The sequence below is a fragment of the Paractinoplanes ovalisporus genome (assembly GCF_016834655.1).
GTDB classification, from domain to species: domain Bacteria; phylum Actinomycetota; class Actinomycetes; order Mycobacteriales; family Micromonosporaceae; genus Actinoplanes; species Actinoplanes ovalisporus.
This window is the reverse complement of sequence record NZ_JAENHP010000004.1, coordinates 525,774-544,470: the sequence shown is the minus strand read 5'-3', so window position 1 is coordinate 544,470 and position 18,697 is coordinate 525,774. Positions and strand designations below refer to the sequence as shown.

Sequence of the window (18,697 nt, the reverse complement as noted above, 5' to 3'; positions counted from 1 at the left end):
TAACAGACAGGCGGTGCGACAACCATCGACCGATCCCCGCCGTAAGGCTCGGTTTCGGAGTAATCTGCATCGACCTGGTTCTGGCCTTTGGAGGCGGTGCGCCTTGGTGAGTGGTCGCCGACTGGCCGCTGCCGCGACGGCTGGGCTTTTTGCCCTGGGTTTCCCGGTGTCGCCGGTCTCCGCCGCACCCACCGTGCCGGCCGAGCTCCGAGCCGAGCCGAGCCCGCTGCAGGGCGATTCGGTGCGGGCCGACGAGTGGCACCTGGCCACCCTCAACATCGCCGAGGCCTGGACCTATGCCAACGGCACCGGCGTGACCGTCGCCGTCATCGACTCCGGTGTCGACGCCGACCACCCCGACCTGCAGGGTCAGGTGCTGCCCGGTCTCGACCTGGTCGACGACAAGGGCGACGGCGACACCGACCTGGTCGGCCACGGCACCACGGTCTCGGGCATCATCGCCGGGCGCAGCGACGACGAGTCCGGTGTGGTCGGCATCGCGCCCAAGGCCAAAATTCTTCCCGTACGGGTCCTGGACGAGGACAACCGCTACAACGACGCCCTGATCGTCGCGAAGGGTGTGCGCTGGGCGGTCGACAAGGGCGCGAAGGTCATCAACTTGTCGCTCGGCGGCAACGGCAGCAGCGCGGCCCTGGCGGCGGCCCTCGACTACGCGTTCGCCAAAGACGTCGTCGTCATCGCCTGCACCGGAAACACCAGCGCGTCCTCCTCGACCGGGGTGTGGTACCCGGCTCGCGAGCCCGGCGTCCTCGCCGTCGCGGGCATGGAACGCGACGGCACCACCCTGTGGTCGGGTTCGATCACCGGCAAGGAGACGGTGGTGACGGCCCCCGCGACCCAGCTGGTCGGCGCCAACACCGGCGGCGACTACTGGAAGGTCCAGGGCACCAGCTTCGCCGCCCCGATGGTCTCGGCCACCGCGGCCCTGATCCGTTCCCGCTGGCCCGACATGCCGGCCGGCGAGGTCATCAACCGCATCATCCGTACGGCGAAGGACAAGGGCGCCCCCGGCCGCGACCCGGTCTTCGGTTTCGGCCTGGTCGACCCGGTCGGTGCCCTGACCGCCTCGGTCCCGCCGGTCTTCGAAAACCCGCTCGACAACCTCCCGTCGCCCGGCATCGCCCGGTTCGGCAGCGCGCCGGTTCCCGGCCAGGCCCAGTCGGCGCCCGAGGGCGCGACCAAGGAACTGGTCCCCGCTTCCCCCGACCGCGAGGCCGGCAGCGGCGCCGCCCCGGTCGCGGCCCCCGCCACCGACTCCCACCGGGGCTGGTGGGCGGCGGCCGGCTTGTTCCTGCTCTCGGCCGTCGCGGCCGCGCTGACCATCCGCCGTTTCGCCGCCAACACCTGACCCACCCCCGGCGGTCGGCCGCCATGGCCGGGTTGTCACTGGTTATAGATCGCCTGGCGCATGAGCTTGGCCGTGGGAGCATTCGGGCAGAGCTTGTAGACCGCCTGCAGCCGGTCCTCGTCCATGTCTTCGTAGCGCTCAACCGTCTTGGGCTCGATCTTCTCGTAGGTGACGTCGTAGTCGACGGTGTCGGCGCAGAACCCGAGAAGCACCTCAAGCGAGTCAATCATGCTGTCACCGTTGCCGAGTCTCTGGTCGATGACGACAGCCGCCTTCTCCGAGCTGGTCAACCGGTGCGAGTCCGGCACCTCCGCCTCGCAGAAGTACGTTCCGCCGTTGGCGGCCCACGCCTGCTTGACCGAAGTGAACGTCACCTCGTCGCCGGAATCGCCGACATCGCATGTGATGGTGAAGGCAGGCGCTGGTGTCACCACGGGTGACGGCGATGGCGACGTTGTCGGCACCGGTGACGTGGTGGGCACCGAGCCGGCTCGCACCGTGGTGGGCGAATCGACCGGAGACACCGCATAGCTCGCAGGCGCGGCGGCCGGTTGAGAATCACGGCGCGAGGCCACGAAGAGGACAAGAGCGCCACAGGTCACCACGGCAACCGCGGAGATGACAGCCGCCCGCTTCAGCTTCTTGTCTTGCGTCTTTTCCTGCGAGGCGACGAGAAACGTCTGCGGAAGGTCATTGGTGAACCGCGCGAGATCGCCGGACCACACCGTCCGGTTCACGTCGGCCGATCGTTCCTCGAACTCCTGGAAACGGAAAATCTGTATCGGCGCCACGAACGCCTAGCTGAGCGGGCAGCCGAGAACACCGGCGCAACGAACGGATCGCTGCGTAGGCGGAGGCGGGCCACCGACCGCCGGAACGCGCTTGTCGGGGACGCCAGACCCGGCCGGGCGGCGACGGGCCGGCGCGTCGGGGCCGGCGGTCAGGCGCAGTCGCCGGTGCGGACGCCTCGGGTTCGGGACTCGCCGGCCTGGGCCACCGGGGCCGCCTCGTTGGCGGTCAGGGCGAAGCCCGTGTTCTTGTCGTCGGCCGCGGCCGCGAAGATCACGCCCAGCACCTGGCCGTTCGTGGTGATCAGGGGGCCGCCCGAGTTGCCGCTGCGGACCAGCGAACGGATCGTGTAGATCTCGCGGGTCACGTCGCCCGAGTCGTAGATGTCGGGACCCGTGATGCGACCGACGTCGCGGACACGGGCGGACTGGGCGTCGTACGGGCCGTCCTGCGGATATCCCAGCACGATCGCGCTCGCCCCGGTGGCGGCCTGCTTCTTGACGAACGGCATCACCGGCGCGGTCAGGCCCGGAACGTAGAGGACGGCCAGATCGCGGTCGGGGTCGTAGACGACCACCGTGGCATCCTGACGCCGGCCGTTGACCTCGACCTCGGTCTCGCGCGTGCCCGCGACGACGTGCGCGTTGGTCATCACGCGCTCGTCGGCGTAGACGAATCCGGATCCCTCGATGCGCCGCGAACAGCTCGGCGCCGTGCCCAGCACCTTGATGACCGAGCGCTTCGACTTCTGGACGATCTGGGAACCCTTGAGCGCCGGGTCGGGCGCGGCCACCTCTTTGGCGTCGGTCGGGGTGAGGCCGCCGAAGACGTCGGGGAAGCCGCTGGTGTCGAGCGTGTCGCGCAGCGCGGCCGAGAGAGCCTGCGCCTGGTCGGGCATCAGGCTGTTGATGCCGCCGAGGATCGCGCTCTCGCGCACCTCTTTGTTGAGCGCCGGGAACGGGGTCGAGCCCAGCGGCACGGCGATCAGCCAGGCCACCAGCAGCACCGCCACCAGCGAGATGGCCGCGCCGCCGGCGTCGTCGACCCGCTGCAGCGGACGGCTCTGGATGGCGCGGCGCAGGTGGGTGCCGAGCCAGCCGGCCAAAGTCTGCCCCAGCACGGCCAGCGCGAAGATCGTGACCAGCGAGACGACGAGCCGCGCGGTCGGGTCGGTGAACCGGTCGGCGATCAGCGGGCCGACCTGCAGGCCGATCAGCACGCCGCTGAAGAAGCCGCCGAACGAGAGCGCGCCGATGACAAAGCCTTGGCGGTAACCGCTGATCGCGAAGACCAGCATCAGCAGGATCAGGATGCCATCGACCACGGACCCTCACCCAGCGTAGAAATCGACCACGGACACTCACCCAGGGTAGAGGTGGGAAGCCAGACCCGGGTCATGGCAGAACCTCGTCGGGCGCTCCGCCACGCGCGGCGGGCACCGGGGCGCTCGCGTCGGGCAGGTCGACCAGGGCTCCCGGCTCCCACGGCCGGGCCCAGCCACCCATGTCGAGCAACGTCGAGATCACCCCTGCCGTGAAGCCCCAGACGAGCAGACCCCGGACCTGGAAGGCCGGACCGATCCAGCCGCTGGGGTGCCGCACCCGGATACGGTTCCCGGGGTCCACCAGTTCACTGATCGGCAACCTCGCCACGTGGGCGACCTCGGCCGGCTGACGCGGGCTCACCGGATGGGGTTGCCGCCACCACGCCAGCACGGGCGTGACCACGAACGAGCTGACCGGGATGTAGAGGTCGGGCAGCAGCGCCAGCACCTCGGCGCTGGACGGCTCGAGTCCGACCTCCTCGTTCGCCTCGCGCAACGCCGTGGCCACCGAGTCGATGTCGTCGAGGTCGGTGGCGCCGCCGGGGAAAGCGGGCTGCCCCGCGTGGTTCCGCATCGTCGCCGCGCGCTGCAGCACCAGCAGGTCGGGGCCGATTTCCCCCTCGCCGATCAGCACGAGTACGGCGCTGGGCCGTCCACCGCCGGCCGGGGGCCGCAGGGTGGTGAAGTCTTCGGTGCGGCAGTTCGCGACCCGGGTGAGCAGCGGGTCGAACCATCGCGGCAGGCCGTCGGGGCGCCCGAGCACACGTCCCCGGCTCACGGGGTCACCGTCACGCCGGTGTGCGTGCCGACGAGTTCGGCCAGCTCGGGGGCTTTCAACGGCAGAGGGTGTACGTACGTCTTCCCGCCCGCATCGACGAAGAGCGTGATCGGCAGGTTGATCCGGCCCAGGTTGTTGAGCAACGTGCTCTTCTCGTCGAACAGGGTCGGCATGCGCACGCCCGCGTCGACGGCGAAGGAGGCGCCCTTGTCGCGCTGGTCGCCGGTGTCGACGCCGAGCACGGTGAGCCGCCCCGCCGTCTGGTCGGCCAGGCTCTGCATCACGGGCAGCTCGGCTCGGCACGGCCCGCACCACGAGGCCCACAGGTTGATCACCGCCGGTCCCCGCACCTCGCGCAGCGAGACCTGGTCGTCGCCGGTGAAGCAGGGCAGCGTCAGATCGGGCAGGCTCGCCATCGCGGAACCGCCCGCAGCCGGAGAGGCCGAGGACGGCACGGCTGATGCCGGAGCCGACGGTGGCGGAGCGGTCAGGGCCTCGCAGCCGGCAAACGGCGCGGCAACGGTCGGCTCATCACTGGTGCAGGCGGCGACCCCGGCCAGCAACAACACGAGCGGCGCCACAAGCAGCCGTTTCCGCAGATCCGCGGACGGACGAGCAGGCGCCGCGGACGGACGAACGGGCGCCGCGGACGAACGAACGGGCGCCGCGGACGGAGGGTGGATCGGCGCGGCAAGCGGCGGGTTCGGTGCCGCCAACGGGTGCGGCGGTGCGGCGGACGGCCGCGGGGAACTCACGGAACGTCCGGCGCGACGACCGCCGCGGCCGGCACGAGCGCCGGATCAACCCCGGCGGCCACGGCCAGCTCGCGGGCGCGCGGCCCCTTGAGCAGCTTCGCCGCGGCGGCCGCCTCGGTCGGGCCGGTGCCGTAGGACGGGCACATGGACGCCAGCGTGCAGGCGCCGCAGGCCGGCTTGCGCGCGTGACAGACCCGGCGCCCGTGGAAGATCACCCGGTGCGACAGCATGGTCCAGTCGCGCTTCTCGATCAGGTCGGCGACCAGGAACTCGATCTTGACCGGGTCGTCCTCGGTGACCCAGCCGAAGCGGTTCGTGAGGCGCCGGAAATGGGTGTCGACCGTGATGCCGGGGACGCCGAACGCGTTGCCGAGGATCACGTTGGCCGTCTTGCGCCCGACGCCGGGCAGCGCCACCAGCTCGTCGAGCGTGGCCGGGAGCACCCCGTCGTGCCGCTCGATCAGGGCCTGGCCCAGCTTGATCAGCGAGTCGGTCTTGGCGCGGAAGAAACCGGTGGGCTTGAGCAGGGTCTCGAGCTCGGTGCGGTCGGCCGCCGCGTAGTCAGCCGCGCTCTGGTAGCGCTTGAACAACACCGGCGTGACCTGGTTGACCCGGACGTCGGTGGTCTGGGCGGACAGGACCGTGGCCACGGCCAGCTCGAGCGGGGTGGTGAAGTCGAGCTCGCAGTGCGCGTCGGGATGCGTCTCGGCCAGGACGCGGGCCATCTTGCGGGCCCGCCGCTTGCGCCCGATGGGCGTTTCCGTCGAGAACCGCTTCGCCGACCGGGCCACCAGAGTCACCGCTAAAGAGTACGTCGCCCCTACGACAGGAAATCGTCACGCGGACGGGGTGATCGACCCGTCCGAGGAGATCTTGGCACCCGTGTCGGGGAAGTCGGCCGCGCTGAGCTGCGAGACCAGCTTGCGGCCCTGCTCGTTCTGCGTGTCCAGGGTCGGCAGGCCGTTCGAGTTCATATAGGTCGAGAGCAGCTTGCCCCCCGCGTACGACCCGTCCGGCCCCAGCGTGACCTGCAGGATCCCGCCGTACTTGAGCACCCCCGTACGGGACAGCGTGCGACCGCCCCCGGCGAAGTTGCCGAGGCTGTAGGCGATCAGCTTGCCGTTGTAGAACTCCATGCCCCGGAGCACGTGCGGCCCGTGTCCCACGACCAGGTCGGCGCCGGCGTCGATCACGGCGTGGCTGAACTTGATCGGGTCGCCGCGGTTCTCGCCGTGGAACGTCTCGGTGCCGGGCTTCACGTGCTGCTCGTCGGAGCCCTCGGCGCCCATGTGCACCTGCACGACGACCAGGTCGGCCTGTTGCCCGGCCTGCTCGACCACGGACCGGGCCTGGTCGAGGTCGATGAGGCTGTTGGCTCCGGCGTACGAGGAGAAGCCGACGACCGCCACCTTGACCCCGTTGACCTCGGACACCGTGATCTCGTCGGTGTTGCCGGTGGCCTGGATGCCGGCCTCGTCGAGCACCGCCCGGGTGTTGCGCGCGCCCTGCGTACCGAAGTCCTTGGCGTGGTTGTTGGCGGTGTTGACGAGATCGAAGCCGCCGGCCTTGAGGTGCTTGACGTAGGAGGGCGGCGAGCGGAACGCGAAGCAGTTCGGCGACGGCGGCGACCCGCACTTGGAGGCGCCGGTGTTCTCGGTCAACGGCTGCTCGAGGTTGCCCATCACGAGGTCGGAGGCGAGCGCCTCTTTGACCGAGTCGAAGAATCCCTCACCGTTCGCGGGCGGCATCCGATTCGGCGCGTTGCTCATCATGATGTCGCCGGTGGCCGAGAGTGTGACGGTCCCCTCAGCAGCGGCCTTCTCAGTGGGAGCGGAGGTGGGGGCGGCAGAGTCGGACGGCGCCGCCGCATCACGAGGCTCCTGCCACGACGATGCCGACTCGTCGTCGGATTGCCGATTCGCAAAAGCGACACTTCCGGCACCGATTCCGGCCAGCGCGGCCAGGACAATAGTGATAGTAAGGACAGGTCGCCCGAAAATGCCTGGCCTTCGATGCGGGGGGTGGGAATTCATCGACGGCGACGATACCTTCAGGTGGCGACGCGGACGAACCGTCGAAAGGCTTGTCGTTGCCTCCACCCGGCGACGAAAAATACTGCCCGTCACGGTCGGAGTGGTTACCCTGCGGTATCTAGATCAAGGGGTGCCCGCCCGATTCCCGCCCGCGTGCGCCTAGACTGATCGAGCGCAGGCGTTGCGCGTGTTCGGAGGTGCGGCGATGGATGAGGTACTGGCGCGCAGCGGGATCTTCCAGGGCGTAGACCCGGAGGCCGCCGAGGCGCTCGCCAAAGAGATGGACACGGTCGAAGTCCGCAAGGGCGACGTCCTGTTCAACGAGGGCGAGGCCGGTGACAGCCTGTACATCGTGCTGTCCGGCAAGATCAAGCTGGGCCGGCGCGCTGCCGACGGCCGGCAGAACCTCGTATCGATCATGGGCCCGTCCGACATGGTCGGCGAGCTCTCCCTGTTCGACCCCGGCCCGCGCACGGCGACCGCGACCGCGGTGACCGACGCCCGCATGGCCCGGCTCAAGAAGACGTCGTTGCGTCCGTGGCTGAACAACCGCCCCGAAATCGCCGAGCAGCTGCTGCGGGTGCTCGCCCGCCGCCTGCGCCGCACGAACGACGCCCTGGCCGACCTGATCTTCACCGACGTCCCCGGCCGGGTCGCGAAGAACCTGCTGCAGATGGCGGGCCGGTTCGGCACCCGCGACGGCGGTGTGCTCCGCGTCACGCACGATCTCACCCAGGAGGAGCTGGCTCAGCTCGTCGGGGCGTCCCGCGAGACGGTGAACAAGGCCCTGGCCGACTTCGCCTCCCGCGCCTGGCTGCGGCTCGACGGCAAGAGCGTGATCATCCTCGACCCGGAGCGTCTCGCGCGCCGCGCTCGCGTCTGAGCCAACGACGAACGTCATCCAGGGGCCGTCCCATCGGGGGCGGCCCCTAGAAGTCTATGCATTACCCCTTGAAAGGGTACAAAACGCCCTCTTTCGCATCCGTGTCGCACCCGCTCAACCACTCGTTACGGAGGTGGTCGAGAGGCACCGGCGGATACGAGAGGGCGCGGCTTTGAACATGGTGGCGGGCGTACAGCGCATCGGGGTGCCGACGTGACCGTGCTCGACACCGCCCTCGACCCGCGCACCCCCGGCTATCCGGAGGCCCGCAACGCCACCCTCGACCGGCTCGACCGGCTGGAGGCGGCCATCGAGGAGGCCCGCGCCGGCGGCGGCGAGCGCGCGGTCACCCGGCACCACGCCCGCGGCAAGCTGCTGCCCCGGGAACGGATCGAGATGCTGGTCGACCAGGACGCCCCGTTCCTGGAGCTCTCGCCGGTGGCCGGCTGGGGCACCGAGTTCCCGGTGGGCGCCGGCGTGGTCACCGGCATCGGCGTGGTCGAGGCCGTCGAATGCGTGATCATCGCCACCGACCCCACGGTCGAGGGAACGGCGGTCAACCCGTACGCGGTCGAGAAGATCCGCCGGGCCGCCCGCATCGCCTCGACCGACCGGCTGCCGCTGGTCAACCTGGTCGAGTCGGCCGCCGAGAGCCCGGGGGCCGGAACCCCGCCGGGCGGCGGCATAGCGCGCGACCTGAGCCGGCTGTCCACCCGGCGCGTGCCCACGATCAGCGTCGTCTTCGGGCCGACCAGCGGAGACACGGCGTACCTGCCGGCGCTCTCGGACTACACGATCATGGTGCGCGGGCACGCCAAGATGCTGACGCACCCACGCCCGAGGCCCGGCACCAACGGCTCCGACGTACGCAAGACGCCCACCGCCCCGGCCGATCAGCTGGCCGAGGACGAGCGCGACGCCCTGCGCCTGGCCCGTCAGTGCGTCCGCCGCCTGAACTGGCGCAAGTGCGGCCCGGCACCCCGCACGTCCCCGCCCGGCGAGCCCAAGTACGACGCCGAGGACCTGCTCGCCCTGGCCGGGCCGTCGACCCTGTTCGACCCGCGCGAGGTGCTGGCCCGGCTGCTCGACGGCAGCGAGTTCGACGAGTTCAAGCCGGCCGTCGGCGCCGCCGTCCTGGCCGGCTGGGGTGAGCTGCACGGTTACCCGATCGGGGTGCTCGCCACCTCGGACGGTCCGCAGACGGCGGTCGACACCCAGAAGGCCGTGCACTTCATCCAGCTCGCCAACGCCACCGACACGTCGCTGCTGCTGTTCCGGCGCGACGACGCCGGCACGCTCGGCTCCGGGGCGGTGGACGCGCTGGCGCATTCCACCGTGCCGCTGCTCTCGCTCAACACCGGACGCACCGGCGATCCCCGCTTCGCCTTCAGCTGGCCGGCCGACGGCCCCGCGGCGAGCGACGACGACGGCGTCATCGACCCCCGTGACACACGCACCGTCCTGGGACTCTGCCTCTCCGCCGTGCACAGCGCGGCCGTCGAGGGCGCCGGGCACGTCGGCGCGTTCCGACCCGGAAAGGTAGACCAGTGATCCGACGTCTTCTGGTGGCCGATCGTGGCGAGACCGCCCGCCGGGTGTTCGCCACCTGCCGCCTGGTCGGGATCGAGACGGTCGCCGTCTATGCCGAGGCCGACTCCGACGCTCCCCACGTCGCCGAGGCGGATTACGCCGTACGCCTCGACGGCGGCACGCCGCGATCGTCGTACCTGCGCGGCGACCTCATCATCACGGCCGCCCAGCGGTCGGGCGCGAACGCGATCCACCCCGGCATCGGCGAGCTGGCCGAGGACCCCGACTTCGCCTCGGCAGTGGCCGACGCCGGCATGATCTGGGTCGGGGCCCCGGCCAAGACGCTCGGGGTGCTGCGCAGCAAGCGCGAGACCAAGATGCTGGTGGCCGAGGCCCGGGTGCCGGTGCTGCCGAGCTTCACCGACCCGTCCGAGGTGCCCGGCTTCCCGGTGCTGATCAAGCCGGACACCGGTCTCGGCGGCACCGGCCTGCGGGTCGTCCGCGACTCGGCCACCCTGGTCGAGGCGCTCGCCTCCACCCGGCGCGAGGTGGGGGGCGAGGTCTACTGCGAGCCGTACGTCGAGGACGTGCGCCACATCGAGGTGCCGATCATCGCCGACGAGCACGGCGCGGTGATCCCGTTCGGCGAGCGCGAGTGCTCGATCCAGCGCCGCTACCAGAAGATCGTCGAGGAGACGCCGTCGCCGGCCGTCGATCCGGGGCTGCGGGAGGAGCTGTGCCGGGCGGCGATCGTCACCGTCCGGGCGCTCGGCTATGTGGGCGCGGGCGCGGTCGAGTTCCTGCTCGACCCGAACGGTGACTTCTGGTTCCTCGAGCTGACCCCGACCCTGCAGGCCGAGCACGCGGTCACCGAGTGCGTGTCGGGCTACGACGTCGTACGCCTGCAACTGCTGGTCTCGGAGGGCGGCAGCCTGCCGATGCCGGGCCCGCCGCCGATCCGCGGTCACGCGATCGAGGTGCGGCTGTGCGCCGAGGACCCGGCCTACGCGTGGCTGCCCGCGACCGGCACGCTGCACCGGTTCGCCGTGCCCGACGTCGCGAGCCGGTTCCGCCCGCTGCCCGCGCCCGGCCTGCGGCTCGACGCCGGGGTGCAGGACGGCTCGGTGATCGGCGTGCACCACGACTCCACGCTGGCCAAGCTGATCGCCTGGGCCCCGACCCGGCAGGAGGCGGCCCGGATGCTGGCCTCGGCGCTGACCCGGGCCCAGATCCACGGTGTCGCCACCAACCGCGACCTGCTGGTGCGGGCCCTGCGCCACCACGCGTTCCGCACCGGCGACGTCGACACCGGGTTCCTCGACCGGCGGCCCGAGGTGTTCGCCCCGCTGCTGTCGGCGGTGGACGCCGTACGCCTGTCGTGTCTGGCCGCGGCCCTGGCCGGCGCCGCCGCCCGCCGGGCCGGTGCCGCCGTGCTGGGCACGCTGCCCTCGGGCTGGCGCAACGTCCCGTCCGGCTCCCAGACCGCCGTGTACGACGGCCCGGCCGGCCCGGTCGAGGTCGGTTACCGCATGAACCGGCACGGCGAGCTGGCCGGCTGGTGGGTGCGCACGGTCGACCCCGAGGAGCTCGACCTGGCCGGCCTCGGGCAGGCGCCGGTGGCCGCCGACTACCCCGAGACGCTGGTCGTGCAGGCGAGTGACGAGCGGGTGGTGCTCGACGTCAACGGCATCCGGCTGACCTTCAACGTGCACCGGGTGGGTGAGGTCTCGTACGTGGACAGTCCGGAGGGCTCGGTGGCGCTGCGGGCCCTGTCCCGGTTCCCGCTGCCCGCGCCCGATGCGGTTGAGGGCTCGTTGATCGCTCCATTGCCCGGGGCCGTGCGTCGTGTGCTTGTGGTGCCGGGTCAACGCGTACGGGCCGGGGAACTGCTCTTGACCCTCGAAGCGATGAAGCTGGAGCATCCCGTGCACGCGCCCAGCGCCGGGGTGGTCGCCTCGCTGCCGGTGCACCCGGGGACCGAGGTCGACACCGGCGAACTGCTAGCGGTCCTGGCTCCCGAGTAGGCCGCCGAAGGGCCACTTCTTCTTCGGGGTCTTGGCCGACCGCGGGTTGCGGATGGTCGGGGTGTCGTCGCTCGACGAGGGCCGGGGCGGCGGCACGTAGTTGATCGGCGGGTTGAGCTGCACGCTGGTGAGCAGTTCGCGCAGCTGCTGGGCGGTCGGCCGGCGCGACGGGTCGTTGTCCATCCCCCAGCGCAGCACCTGGGTGAGCGCCGGCGGCACCCCGGGCAGGTCGGGGATCGGCTGGTGGAAGAGGTCCATCAGGGTGAGCAGGCTGGGGCTGCGGTCGCCGTCCCAGCGCGGCGGGCGGCCCTTCATCACGGCGTAGAGCGTGGCGCAGAGCGCGTAGACGTCGACGGCGCCGCTCGGCTCGTCGTGGCGGAACATCTCGGGCGGGGCGTACGCCGGGGTCAGCACCTCGAGGGTCACCGACGAGTCGCGCATCTCGCCCAGCACGGCCAGCCCGAAGTCGGCCAGCACGGCCGTGTTGAACTCCGAGTAGAGGATGTTGGCCGGCTTCACGTCGCGGTGGAGAACGCCGTTTTTGTGCGAGTGCACCAGCGCGTCGGCGATCTTGACGCCCAGGTCGCGGGTCTCGGCGGCGCCGAGCGGGGAGCGGCGCATGCGGTCGAGGTACGACCCGTCGCAGAGCTCCATGATCAGGTAGGGGTGCTGGTCGACCGTCACACCGACGTCGAACAGGTCGACCACGTGCGGGTGGGACGACATGCGCCCGGCCGCCCGCGCCTCACGCAGGAAACGGGCCTGGTCACGGTCGCTCTCGAGGCGGCGATTTTCCACCTTGATGGCGACCTCACGACCGACCGAGTCCTGCATCGCGCGATAGACGGTCGCGTAACCACCACGCGCCATAATCGACAACCCGGACATCCCAGGCACGTACGGGACTGGGAGCGCCCCGCTCGGTGTCTCGGTCATAGAACCCGGGCTCCTGTCATGGACTTGAAAATACGCCAGGTGCCCCGGAGATCATCCAGGCACGTCAGACGCGTACGCGACACTAGCCGCCGGAGCCGCCTCGACACCCGTGGTCGCCAGCGCCGCCCGCAGCTCCTCGGCCCCCAGTCGTTCGCTCGTCTGCTCGGTCGAGTAGGCCAGCAGCACCGCCTCCTCGGCCGCCTCGCGGGCCGGTTCACAGCGGTCGGCCGCGGCCAGCACCCGGGCGTGGGTCATGGCCGCCGTCACCCCGCTGCGCACATCTTCGGCCTTCACCTCGCGGGCCCGTCCGATCCAGGACAGGGCGGCGTCGACCTGACCGTCGGCCAGCAGCGCGGCCGAGTATGAGGCCAAGGCGTGCCGCCGCGAGAAGAGCAGCGAGGGCGCGCCCGTGTCGGTGGCGATCGGCGCCAGCAGCCCGATCGCGGTCTTGGCGTCGCCCGCCCGCAGTCGCGCCTCGGCCAGCAGCACCCGCGGGCCGACCTGGGCCGGCGCCATCGGGTTGTGCGGCTCGACCGCCACCATCACCCGGCGCGCGTCCTCCTCGGCCGCGGCCAGGTCGCCCCGGTGCAGGGCGACGAACCCGCGCACAGTGCCCGCCATGCCCAGCAGCAGCGGGTGGCCGGTGCGGTCGGCGTAGTCGAGCGCGTCGCTGAGCAGGTCGTAGGCGTGGTCGAACTCGCCCAGCCCGCGGGCGATCGCACCCCGCACGACCAGCGCCAGACCCCGGCCCCAGTCGTCACCGACCGCGTGGAAGTCGCGGTAGGCCCGGCGGGCCTCGCCGTCCGCCTCGGCCAGCTCGCCCAGCTCGGAGGCCGCGTACGCCTCGACCGCGCGCAGCGTGCCCACGGCCCAGGCCTCACCCACCCGGTCGCCGAAGGGCAGGAACACCCGGGCCAGCCGACGGGACTCCTGCAGACGGCCGGCCAGCAGCCGCGCGAACGCCGTGGTGCCGCGCAGCCACGAGCGGCCGACCGGATCGCCCAGCTCGGCGAAGAGCCGTGCCGCCCGCCCCAGCACCGCGTCGGTGCCCGCGAAGTCGCCGCGGGTCGTGGTCACCCAGGCCAGGTTCTGCAACGCCCAGGCCTGGCCGTGCCGGTCACCGGCGGCGAGGGTCACCTGGTAGGCCGCGGCGAACCGGCTGCTCGCCTGGCTGAGCCGCCCGGCCAGGAAGTCGGCCATGCCGAGCCGGCGCATGGCGTTGGCCCGCTCCGGCAGCAGCTCGGCCTCGGTGGCGACCTCGAGCGCTTCCTGCCAGGCCGCGACCGCCCGGCCGCTGTCGCCCATCGCCTCGTGCGCCCGGCCGACCACCAGCAGCGCCTCGGCCCGGTTGACCGGTTCGTCGGCGGCGCTCTTGGCGATCTTCTCGCCGTGGGCCAGCGCCTCTTCGGCCCGGCCCAGGCGCAGCAGCGCGCGGGCGTGCACGAGCTGGTCGGGCAGCGGCAACCCCTCGGAGGCGAGGGCCGAGGCGCGTTCGGCGTATTCGATCGAGGCGGCCGGTTCGATGTTGGCCAGCGCGCGCCGGGCCAGGCGGCCGAGCGCGGAGACACCGAGCGGGGCCACGTCGCGTACGGCCGCCTCGGGACGCAGCCGCACCGCGTCGGCCAGCTCGACCGCGCACTCGGCATGCGTCGCCACGAACGCGTCGCGCTCGTTGTCGGTCAGGTTGAGCCGGGCCGTGGTGTCGTAGCCGGTGCGGCCCATGTGCTCGGGCGCGGCCCAGTTGGCCAGGTAGGCGTGCCGGTCGGCGAGGTCGGCCTTGCCGATGCCGGAATAGGCGGCCTCGCGCATGAGCGGGGTGGTGAACGCGTAACCGCCGCGCGAACGGTGCAGCATGCGGCGCTGGAGCAGCTCGTCGATCGAGCGTTCGAGCTCGACCGCGGCCACCGCCCCGGGCCGCGCGTCGCTCGAGGCCCGTCTCTCACGGAGAGCTTCGATGACGCCAGTCGGCACCGCGTCGCCCACGACTGCGGCGTCGCGCAGCACCGAGCGCGGCTCGGGCGGCAGCGCGTCGATGCGCGCGGCCAGCACGGCGGCCAGGTCGCGGGAGAGCAACTGGCGGCCGAGCGAACCGTCGGCCAGCTGCCACTTGCCGGCCGCGTTGGCCCCCACGGCCGGGGTCAGCGCGCCCCGCTCCATGAGCAGCGTGATCATCTCGGCCAGATAGAACGGGTTGCCCTGGGCGGTCGCGAGCAGCCGGTCGGTGTCCATCTGCGGCAGCTTGCCGCCGTTGAGATAAGAGGTGAGCAGCCGGGAGGCGTCGGCGCCGCGCAGCGGGGGCAGCGTGTGCACCTCGGCGTCGGCCAGGCGGGTCAGCGCGCCCGCCGTGCGCACCAGCTCGGGCCGGCCGAGCAGCAGCACCACCACCGGGCCGTCGAGCAGCGAGAGGGTGCGGCCCAGGGCGTCCACGGTTGACGCGGTGGCGTCGTGCAGGTCGTCGACGATCACCACCAGCGGCGCCTCGGCGGCCAGCGCGGTCAGCAGCTCGGCGACCGCGGCCGACAGCGCCTCGGCGTCGGCCCGCATGGCGCTGGGCTGCCAGTCGGCGCCCGTGGCGGGACCGACCGGGTTGGCCGGGGCCTCGCCATAGCCGAGCAGCGCCAGCAGCCGGTCGAGGTCGATCGGGGCGGGTTCGCCGTCGCGGCCCAGCCGGTTCGCGAGTTTGCGCAGCCGCTCCTCGACCACCGTGCGCCCGACGGTGGCCACCACGTCCTTGGGCAGACCCACCGATTTCCGTACGAGGTCAGCCAGCGGAGCGAATCGGCGCCGCTCGCCGAACGCCCGGCAGCGCACCCGCAGCACCCGGGCCCCGGCGTGTGCCGCATAGCGGCCGTTGCCCACGTCGTAGCCCGCGGCCAGGCGCTTGACCTCACCCGCGAACCGGGACTTGCCGATGCCCGCCTCGGCCGTCATCACCATGACGCGCGCGGTTCCGGAGTCGATCGCCTCGGCCAGCCGCCCGGCGACCCGGCCCAGTTCGGTCTCGCGGCCCACGAACGGCGCCTCGTCACCCAGACCCGACCGGGTGCCCGGCGCGTCGTGCAGGCCGAGCAGCTCGAACGCCGGCACCGGTTCCCGCTTGCCCTTGAGCCGCAGCGGCCGCAGCTGACGCCAGGAGGCGACGTGCCGGGTGCCGCCGCTCGTGCGCGAGCCCGCATAGACGGCGCCGACCGCGGCGGCGTCGGCCAGCCGGGCGGCGGTGTTCACGGTGTCGCCGATGACGGTGTATTCGATGCCCGCCTGCAGGCCGGCCACCACCTCACCGGTGTTCAGCCCGACGCGCAGGCCCAGCGGCGCACCGCCGCCGCGCTCGTCGTCGAGCACCCGGCGGACCGCGCGCTGCATGCTCAGGGCCGCGCGCACCGCCCGCTCGGCGTCGTCCTCATGGGCCACCGGGGCGCCGAACACGGCCATGATGCCGTCACCGGTCAGCTTGTCGACGTGGCCACCGAAGGTCTTGACGGCGCCCGCGAGCGCGGCCAGGACCCGGTCGGTGACCGCGCCGACGCGTTCCGGGTCGAGGTCTTCCGACCAGGAGGTGAAATCGGACAGGTCGCCGAAGAGCACGGTGACGATGCGTCGCTCGGCGGCCGGGAGGGTGGCCGCAGCCGGCAGCGCCGCACCGCAGTTGTGGCAGAAGCGGGCGCCCGGAACGGCGACGGTTCCACACACAGGACAGGTCACAGCGGATCCAACCTGCCTGCGGGTGTTCCTGATTCCCTGTTTTTGTGATTCAGGTAATCCAGTTGGGCCGCCGCCGACCAGATCGCCGCGAACCGGACGCCCGGCTCGATGTCGGGATACACAACGTCAACAACCTGTTCCGGAGTGTGCGCTCCGGCTGCGATCGCCGCCTCCACCTGCGCCAACCGCTCGCGCCGGTGATCGAGGTATTCCCGGGCGACCGCCGCCACGTCGTCGCGCGCCGGGCCGTGGCCGGGCAACATCATGACTTTCCCGTACGCGGCGAGGCGCTCGAGACTGCCCAGATAGGCCCCCAGGTCGCCGTCCGGATGGGCGACCACGGTCGTGCCACGTCCGAGGATGGTGTCGCCGGTGAACATCAGCGAAGTGTTCCCGTGCGCGACCAGAAAACACACGGAATCGGAAGTGTGTCCGGGTGTGTCCAGAATGGTGAGGTCAAGCCCCTCGACCCGGGGCGGGGCGGCGGCGTCGAGCGGCCCGCCGGAGACGCAGTGAGCGGGGTCGGCCGCCAGAACCGGGGTGCCCCCGAGGATCTCGGAGAGCCGGGCGGCGCCCTCGACGTGATCGTGGTGACCGTGGGTAATCAGAATGAACGCGTACGGACCCTGGTCGGCGATCCGGGTCAGGTGACCCTCGTCGAGCGGACCGGGGTCGATCACGACGGCCCGCTCGGCACTGGGCGCCCGCAGCACCCACGTGTTGGTGCCGTCCAGCGTCATCGGGCCCGGGTTGGGGGCGCGCAGCAACGTCACCCAGCCCGGCAGCCCGTTCGGTGCAGCACCCCCCATGCGCGAAATCCTACGTCGCGCATGGGGTCGTTCGAGAGGACCGGATGTGCGATCTCAGTGCCCGCTCAGGTAACTCTTAGCGACCGGAACGGGCTAACCCGCTAAGCGACCTCGGCGATCAGCTCGACCTCGACCGGGGAGTCGAGGGGCAGCTCAGCGACGCCGACGGCGCTGCGGGCGTGGCGGCCCTGCTCGCCGAAGACCTCGCCGAACAGGTTCGACGCTCCGTTGATGACGGCCGGCTGACCGGTGAAGCCGGGGGCCGACGCGACAAAACCGGTCAACTTCACGATCTTGACAACGCGGCCGAGGCCGACCAGCGACTCGATCGCGGCCAGGCCGTTGAGCGCGCACAGGCGGGCCAGCTCGGTGGCCTGCTCGGGCGTCACCTCGGCGCCGACCTTGCCGGTCAGCGGCAACTTGCCGTCGACCATCGGGAGCTGGCCCGAGCAGTAGACCAGGTTGCCGGTCTGCACGGCCGGGACATAGGCCGCCAGCGGCGGCACCACCTTGGGCAGGGTCAGGCCCAGCTCGGCCAGCTTCGCGTAGGCGTCGACGCCGCCCTCACCGGCGATCGGCGTGGTCACGACTTCGGCCGCTTCAAGTAGGCCACCAGCTGCTCCGGGTTCGGCCCCGGAACGACCTGGACCAGTTCCCAGCCGTCCTCGCCCCAGTTGTCGAGGATCTGCTTGGTCGCGTGGACCAGCAGGGGCACGGTCACGTACTCCCACTTCTGCATCGCTCGCCTACTCCCTAATCGTCGGTACCGGCCCAGCTTAGGGCCCGCGGACGGGCCGGTTTGGCTAGGCTGAGCGACCGTAAGGCCGACCAGTAACCGGGACAGCACGGAGGGCTACATGACGCACCCGCCCGGCCCCGGTTCGCCCCCGGGCGAGTGGCCGCCGCCCGCTCCCACCCCTGTCGCCGATGTCCCGGCGCCGCCCCCACGTGTGGTCGATTTCATCGACGCCGCTCCCGAGCCCGACGATCAGCAGTGGCCGCCACCCGGTTCGTTCGCCGACGAGGCCGCCGGCCACGACAGCACCCAGGTGATCCCGCCCGTCGCCCAGCCGTCGGGTTGGCAGCCGACCCCGGCCACCCAGCCGTTCCACGCCCAGCACGAAGCGCCCGGCGAGTGGCGGACCACGCCACCCGAACACCTGGCCCACCACCACACGATCCCGGTCGAGACCCCGCAGCCCGAGCCGATCTGGTCGGGCGGCCCCCAGCAGCCCTACCAGGTTCCGGCCGACCCTCAGAAGCCCCGCCGCCGCGGCGCCCTCTGGGTCTCGCTGGCGCTGGTCGGCACGCTGTTCCTCTGCGGCGGCGGCGCCGTGTCGGCCTATTTCCTGCTGCGCGACGCCGACAACCCGGGCTCGCCCGACCCGGCCACCGCGGTCAGCCGGTTCCTCACGGCCGTCTACACCAACCAGGACGCCTCCGCCGCCGACGACCTCGTCTGCCGCGAGGCCCGCGACGAGACGAAGATCGCCGACCGGGTGTCGGACATCAAGGCGTACGCGGAGGGCTACACCGACCCGGTCTTCCGCTGGGCCGACCCCGAGGTGACCGAGAACAAGGACGACCGCGCCCGGGTCGAGGTCGAGCTCACCATGTCCACCGCCGACGAGAAGACCTCGTCGCAGGAGCTCGAGTTCACCGTGATCCGCAAGACCGGCTGGCTGGTCTGCGAAGTGACCGGCTAGGGCCTGTCCTGCCGGTCACGCGGGAGTGAGGCGAGGTCCAGGTGGTGGCTGGCGTCGGC

General features: G+C 71.8%; 16 protein-coding genes. 5 read left to right on the top strand and 11 right to left on the bottom strand.

The window, feature by feature from the left end:
- The first annotated feature begins 103 nt into the window (after positions 1-103).
- Positions 104-1,369: a type VII secretion-associated serine protease mycosin gene (gene mycP, locus JIG36_RS16610; RefSeq protein ID WP_203377162.1), complete on the top strand. Its 1,266-nt coding sequence runs from the start codon at positions 104-106 to the stop codon at positions 1,367-1,369.
- 35 nt (positions 1,370-1,404) lie between these two features.
- Here the strand turns inward: mycP and JIG36_RS16605 are convergent, their stop codons facing one another.
- From JIG36_RS16605 to JIG36_RS16580, 6 genes are all read right to left on the bottom strand, one after another.
- The gene (locus JIG36_RS16605; RefSeq protein ID WP_203377161.1) at positions 1,405-2,160 is read right to left on the bottom strand and encodes a hypothetical protein; all 756 of its coding nucleotides are present in this window, start codon (positions 2,158-2,160) and stop codon (positions 1,405-1,407) included.
- Positions 2,161-2,309: 149 nt separating this feature from the next.
- Positions 2,310-3,482, bottom strand: a complete 1,173-nt coding sequence (locus JIG36_RS16600) for a MarP family serine protease (protein WP_203377160.1) — start codon at positions 3,480-3,482, stop codon at positions 2,310-2,312.
- A gap of 70 nt (positions 3,483-3,552) precedes the next feature.
- Positions 3,553-4,260, bottom strand: a complete 708-nt coding sequence (locus JIG36_RS16595; protein WP_203377159.1) for an NUDIX hydrolase — start codon at positions 4,258-4,260, stop codon at positions 3,553-3,555.
- The gene (locus tag JIG36_RS16590; protein WP_307872751.1) at positions 4,257-4,841 is read right to left on the bottom strand and encodes a TlpA family protein disulfide reductase; all 585 of its coding nucleotides are present in this window, start codon (positions 4,839-4,841) and stop codon (positions 4,257-4,259) included. The genes JIG36_RS16595 and JIG36_RS16590 overlap by 4 nt, the downstream gene beginning before the upstream one ends.
- Positions 4,842-5,011: 170 nt before the next feature.
- Positions 5,012-5,809: an endonuclease III gene (gene nth, locus JIG36_RS16585; protein WP_268919627.1), complete on the bottom strand. Its 798-nt coding sequence runs from the start codon at positions 5,807-5,809 to the stop codon at positions 5,012-5,014.
- Positions 5,810-5,851: 42 nt separating this feature from the next.
- Positions 5,852-7,048 (bottom strand): CapA family protein, encoded by a 1,197-nt coding sequence (locus tag JIG36_RS16580; RefSeq protein WP_203377158.1) that lies wholly within the window; start codon positions 7,046-7,048, stop codon positions 5,852-5,854.
- Between the two features lie 205 nt (positions 7,049-7,253).
- Here JIG36_RS16580 and JIG36_RS16575 point away from each other — a divergent pair, with 205 nt between their 5' ends.
- From JIG36_RS16575 to JIG36_RS16565, 3 genes are all read left to right on the top strand, one after another.
- On the top strand, positions 7,254-7,931 hold the full coding sequence (locus JIG36_RS16575; protein ID WP_203078383.1) for a Crp/Fnr family transcriptional regulator: 678 nt from the start codon (positions 7,254-7,256) through the stop codon (positions 7,929-7,931).
- Between the two features lie 213 nt (positions 7,932-8,144).
- The gene (locus tag JIG36_RS16570) at positions 8,145-9,482 is read left to right on the top strand and encodes a carboxyl transferase domain-containing protein (RefSeq protein WP_203377157.1); all 1,338 of its coding nucleotides are present in this window, start codon (positions 8,145-8,147) and stop codon (positions 9,480-9,482) included.
- Entirely contained in the window at positions 9,479-11,485 is a 2,007-nt protein-coding gene (locus tag JIG36_RS16565; RefSeq protein ID WP_203377156.1) for an ATP-binding protein, read from the top strand. Before JIG36_RS16570 ends, JIG36_RS16565 begins: the two co-directional genes overlap by 4 nt.
- Here JIG36_RS16565 and JIG36_RS16560 read toward each other — a convergent pair.
- From JIG36_RS16560 to sp36, 5 genes are all read right to left on the bottom strand, one after another.
- On the bottom strand, positions 11,462-12,421 hold the full coding sequence (locus tag JIG36_RS16560) for a serine/threonine-protein kinase (RefSeq protein ID WP_203377155.1): 960 nt from the start codon (positions 12,419-12,421) through the stop codon (positions 11,462-11,464). The genes JIG36_RS16565 and JIG36_RS16560 overlap by 24 nt on opposite strands.
- Positions 12,422-12,472: 51 nt before the next feature.
- Positions 12,473-16,123 carry an adenylate/guanylate cyclase domain-containing protein gene (locus JIG36_RS16555; RefSeq protein WP_203377154.1) on the bottom strand — a complete coding sequence of 1,217 codons (3,651 nt, stop codon included), beginning with the start codon at positions 16,121-16,123 and terminating at the stop codon, positions 12,473-12,475.
- On the bottom strand, positions 16,120-16,932 hold the full coding sequence (locus JIG36_RS16550; protein ID WP_203377153.1) for an MBL fold metallo-hydrolase: 813 nt from the start codon (positions 16,930-16,932) through the stop codon (positions 16,120-16,122). Before JIG36_RS16550 ends, JIG36_RS16555 begins: the two co-directional genes overlap by 4 nt.
- A 101-nt stretch (positions 16,933-17,033) precedes the next feature.
- Positions 17,034-17,519, bottom strand: a complete 486-nt coding sequence (locus JIG36_RS16545; protein ID WP_203377152.1) for a RidA family protein — start codon at positions 17,517-17,519, stop codon at positions 17,034-17,036.
- Positions 17,516-17,671: a Sp36 family protein gene (gene sp36, locus JIG36_RS16540; RefSeq protein ID WP_093619400.1), complete on the bottom strand. Its 156-nt coding sequence runs from the start codon at positions 17,669-17,671 to the stop codon at positions 17,516-17,518. The genes JIG36_RS16545 and sp36 overlap by 4 nt, the downstream gene beginning before the upstream one ends.
- 118 nt (positions 17,672-17,789) lie before the next feature.
- On the opposite strand from sp36, the gene JIG36_RS16535 reads away from it, so the two are divergent.
- Positions 17,790-18,638: an Rv0361 family membrane protein gene (locus tag JIG36_RS16535; RefSeq protein ID WP_203377151.1), complete on the top strand. Its 849-nt coding sequence runs from the start codon at positions 17,790-17,792 to the stop codon at positions 18,636-18,638.
- Positions 18,639-18,697 lie beyond the last annotated feature (59 nt).

Excerpts from the sequence above, each read along its gene's own strand:
- JIG36_RS16560 (WP_203377155.1), bottom strand. The coding sequence starts at position 12,421 with ATGACCGAGACACCGAGCGGGGCGCTCCCAGTCCCGTACGTGCCTGGG.
- JIG36_RS16550 (WP_203377153.1), bottom strand. The coding sequence starts at position 16,932 with ATGGGGGGTGCTGCACCGAACGGGCTGCCGGGCTGGGTGACGTTGCTG.
- JIG36_RS16580 (WP_203377158.1), bottom strand. The coding sequence starts at position 7,048 with ATGAATTCCCACCCCCCGCATCGAAGGCCAGGCATTTTCGGGCGACCT.
- JIG36_RS16575 (WP_203078383.1), top strand. The coding sequence starts at position 7,254 with ATGGATGAGGTACTGGCGCGCAGCGGGATCTTCCAGGGCGTAGACCCG.
- sp36 (WP_093619400.1), bottom strand. The coding sequence starts at position 17,671 with ATGCAGAAGTGGGAGTACGTGACCGTGCCCCTGCTGGTCCACGCGACC.
- JIG36_RS16535 (WP_203377151.1), top strand. The coding sequence starts at position 17,790 with ATGACGCACCCGCCCGGCCCCGGTTCGCCCCCGGGCGAGTGGCCGCCG.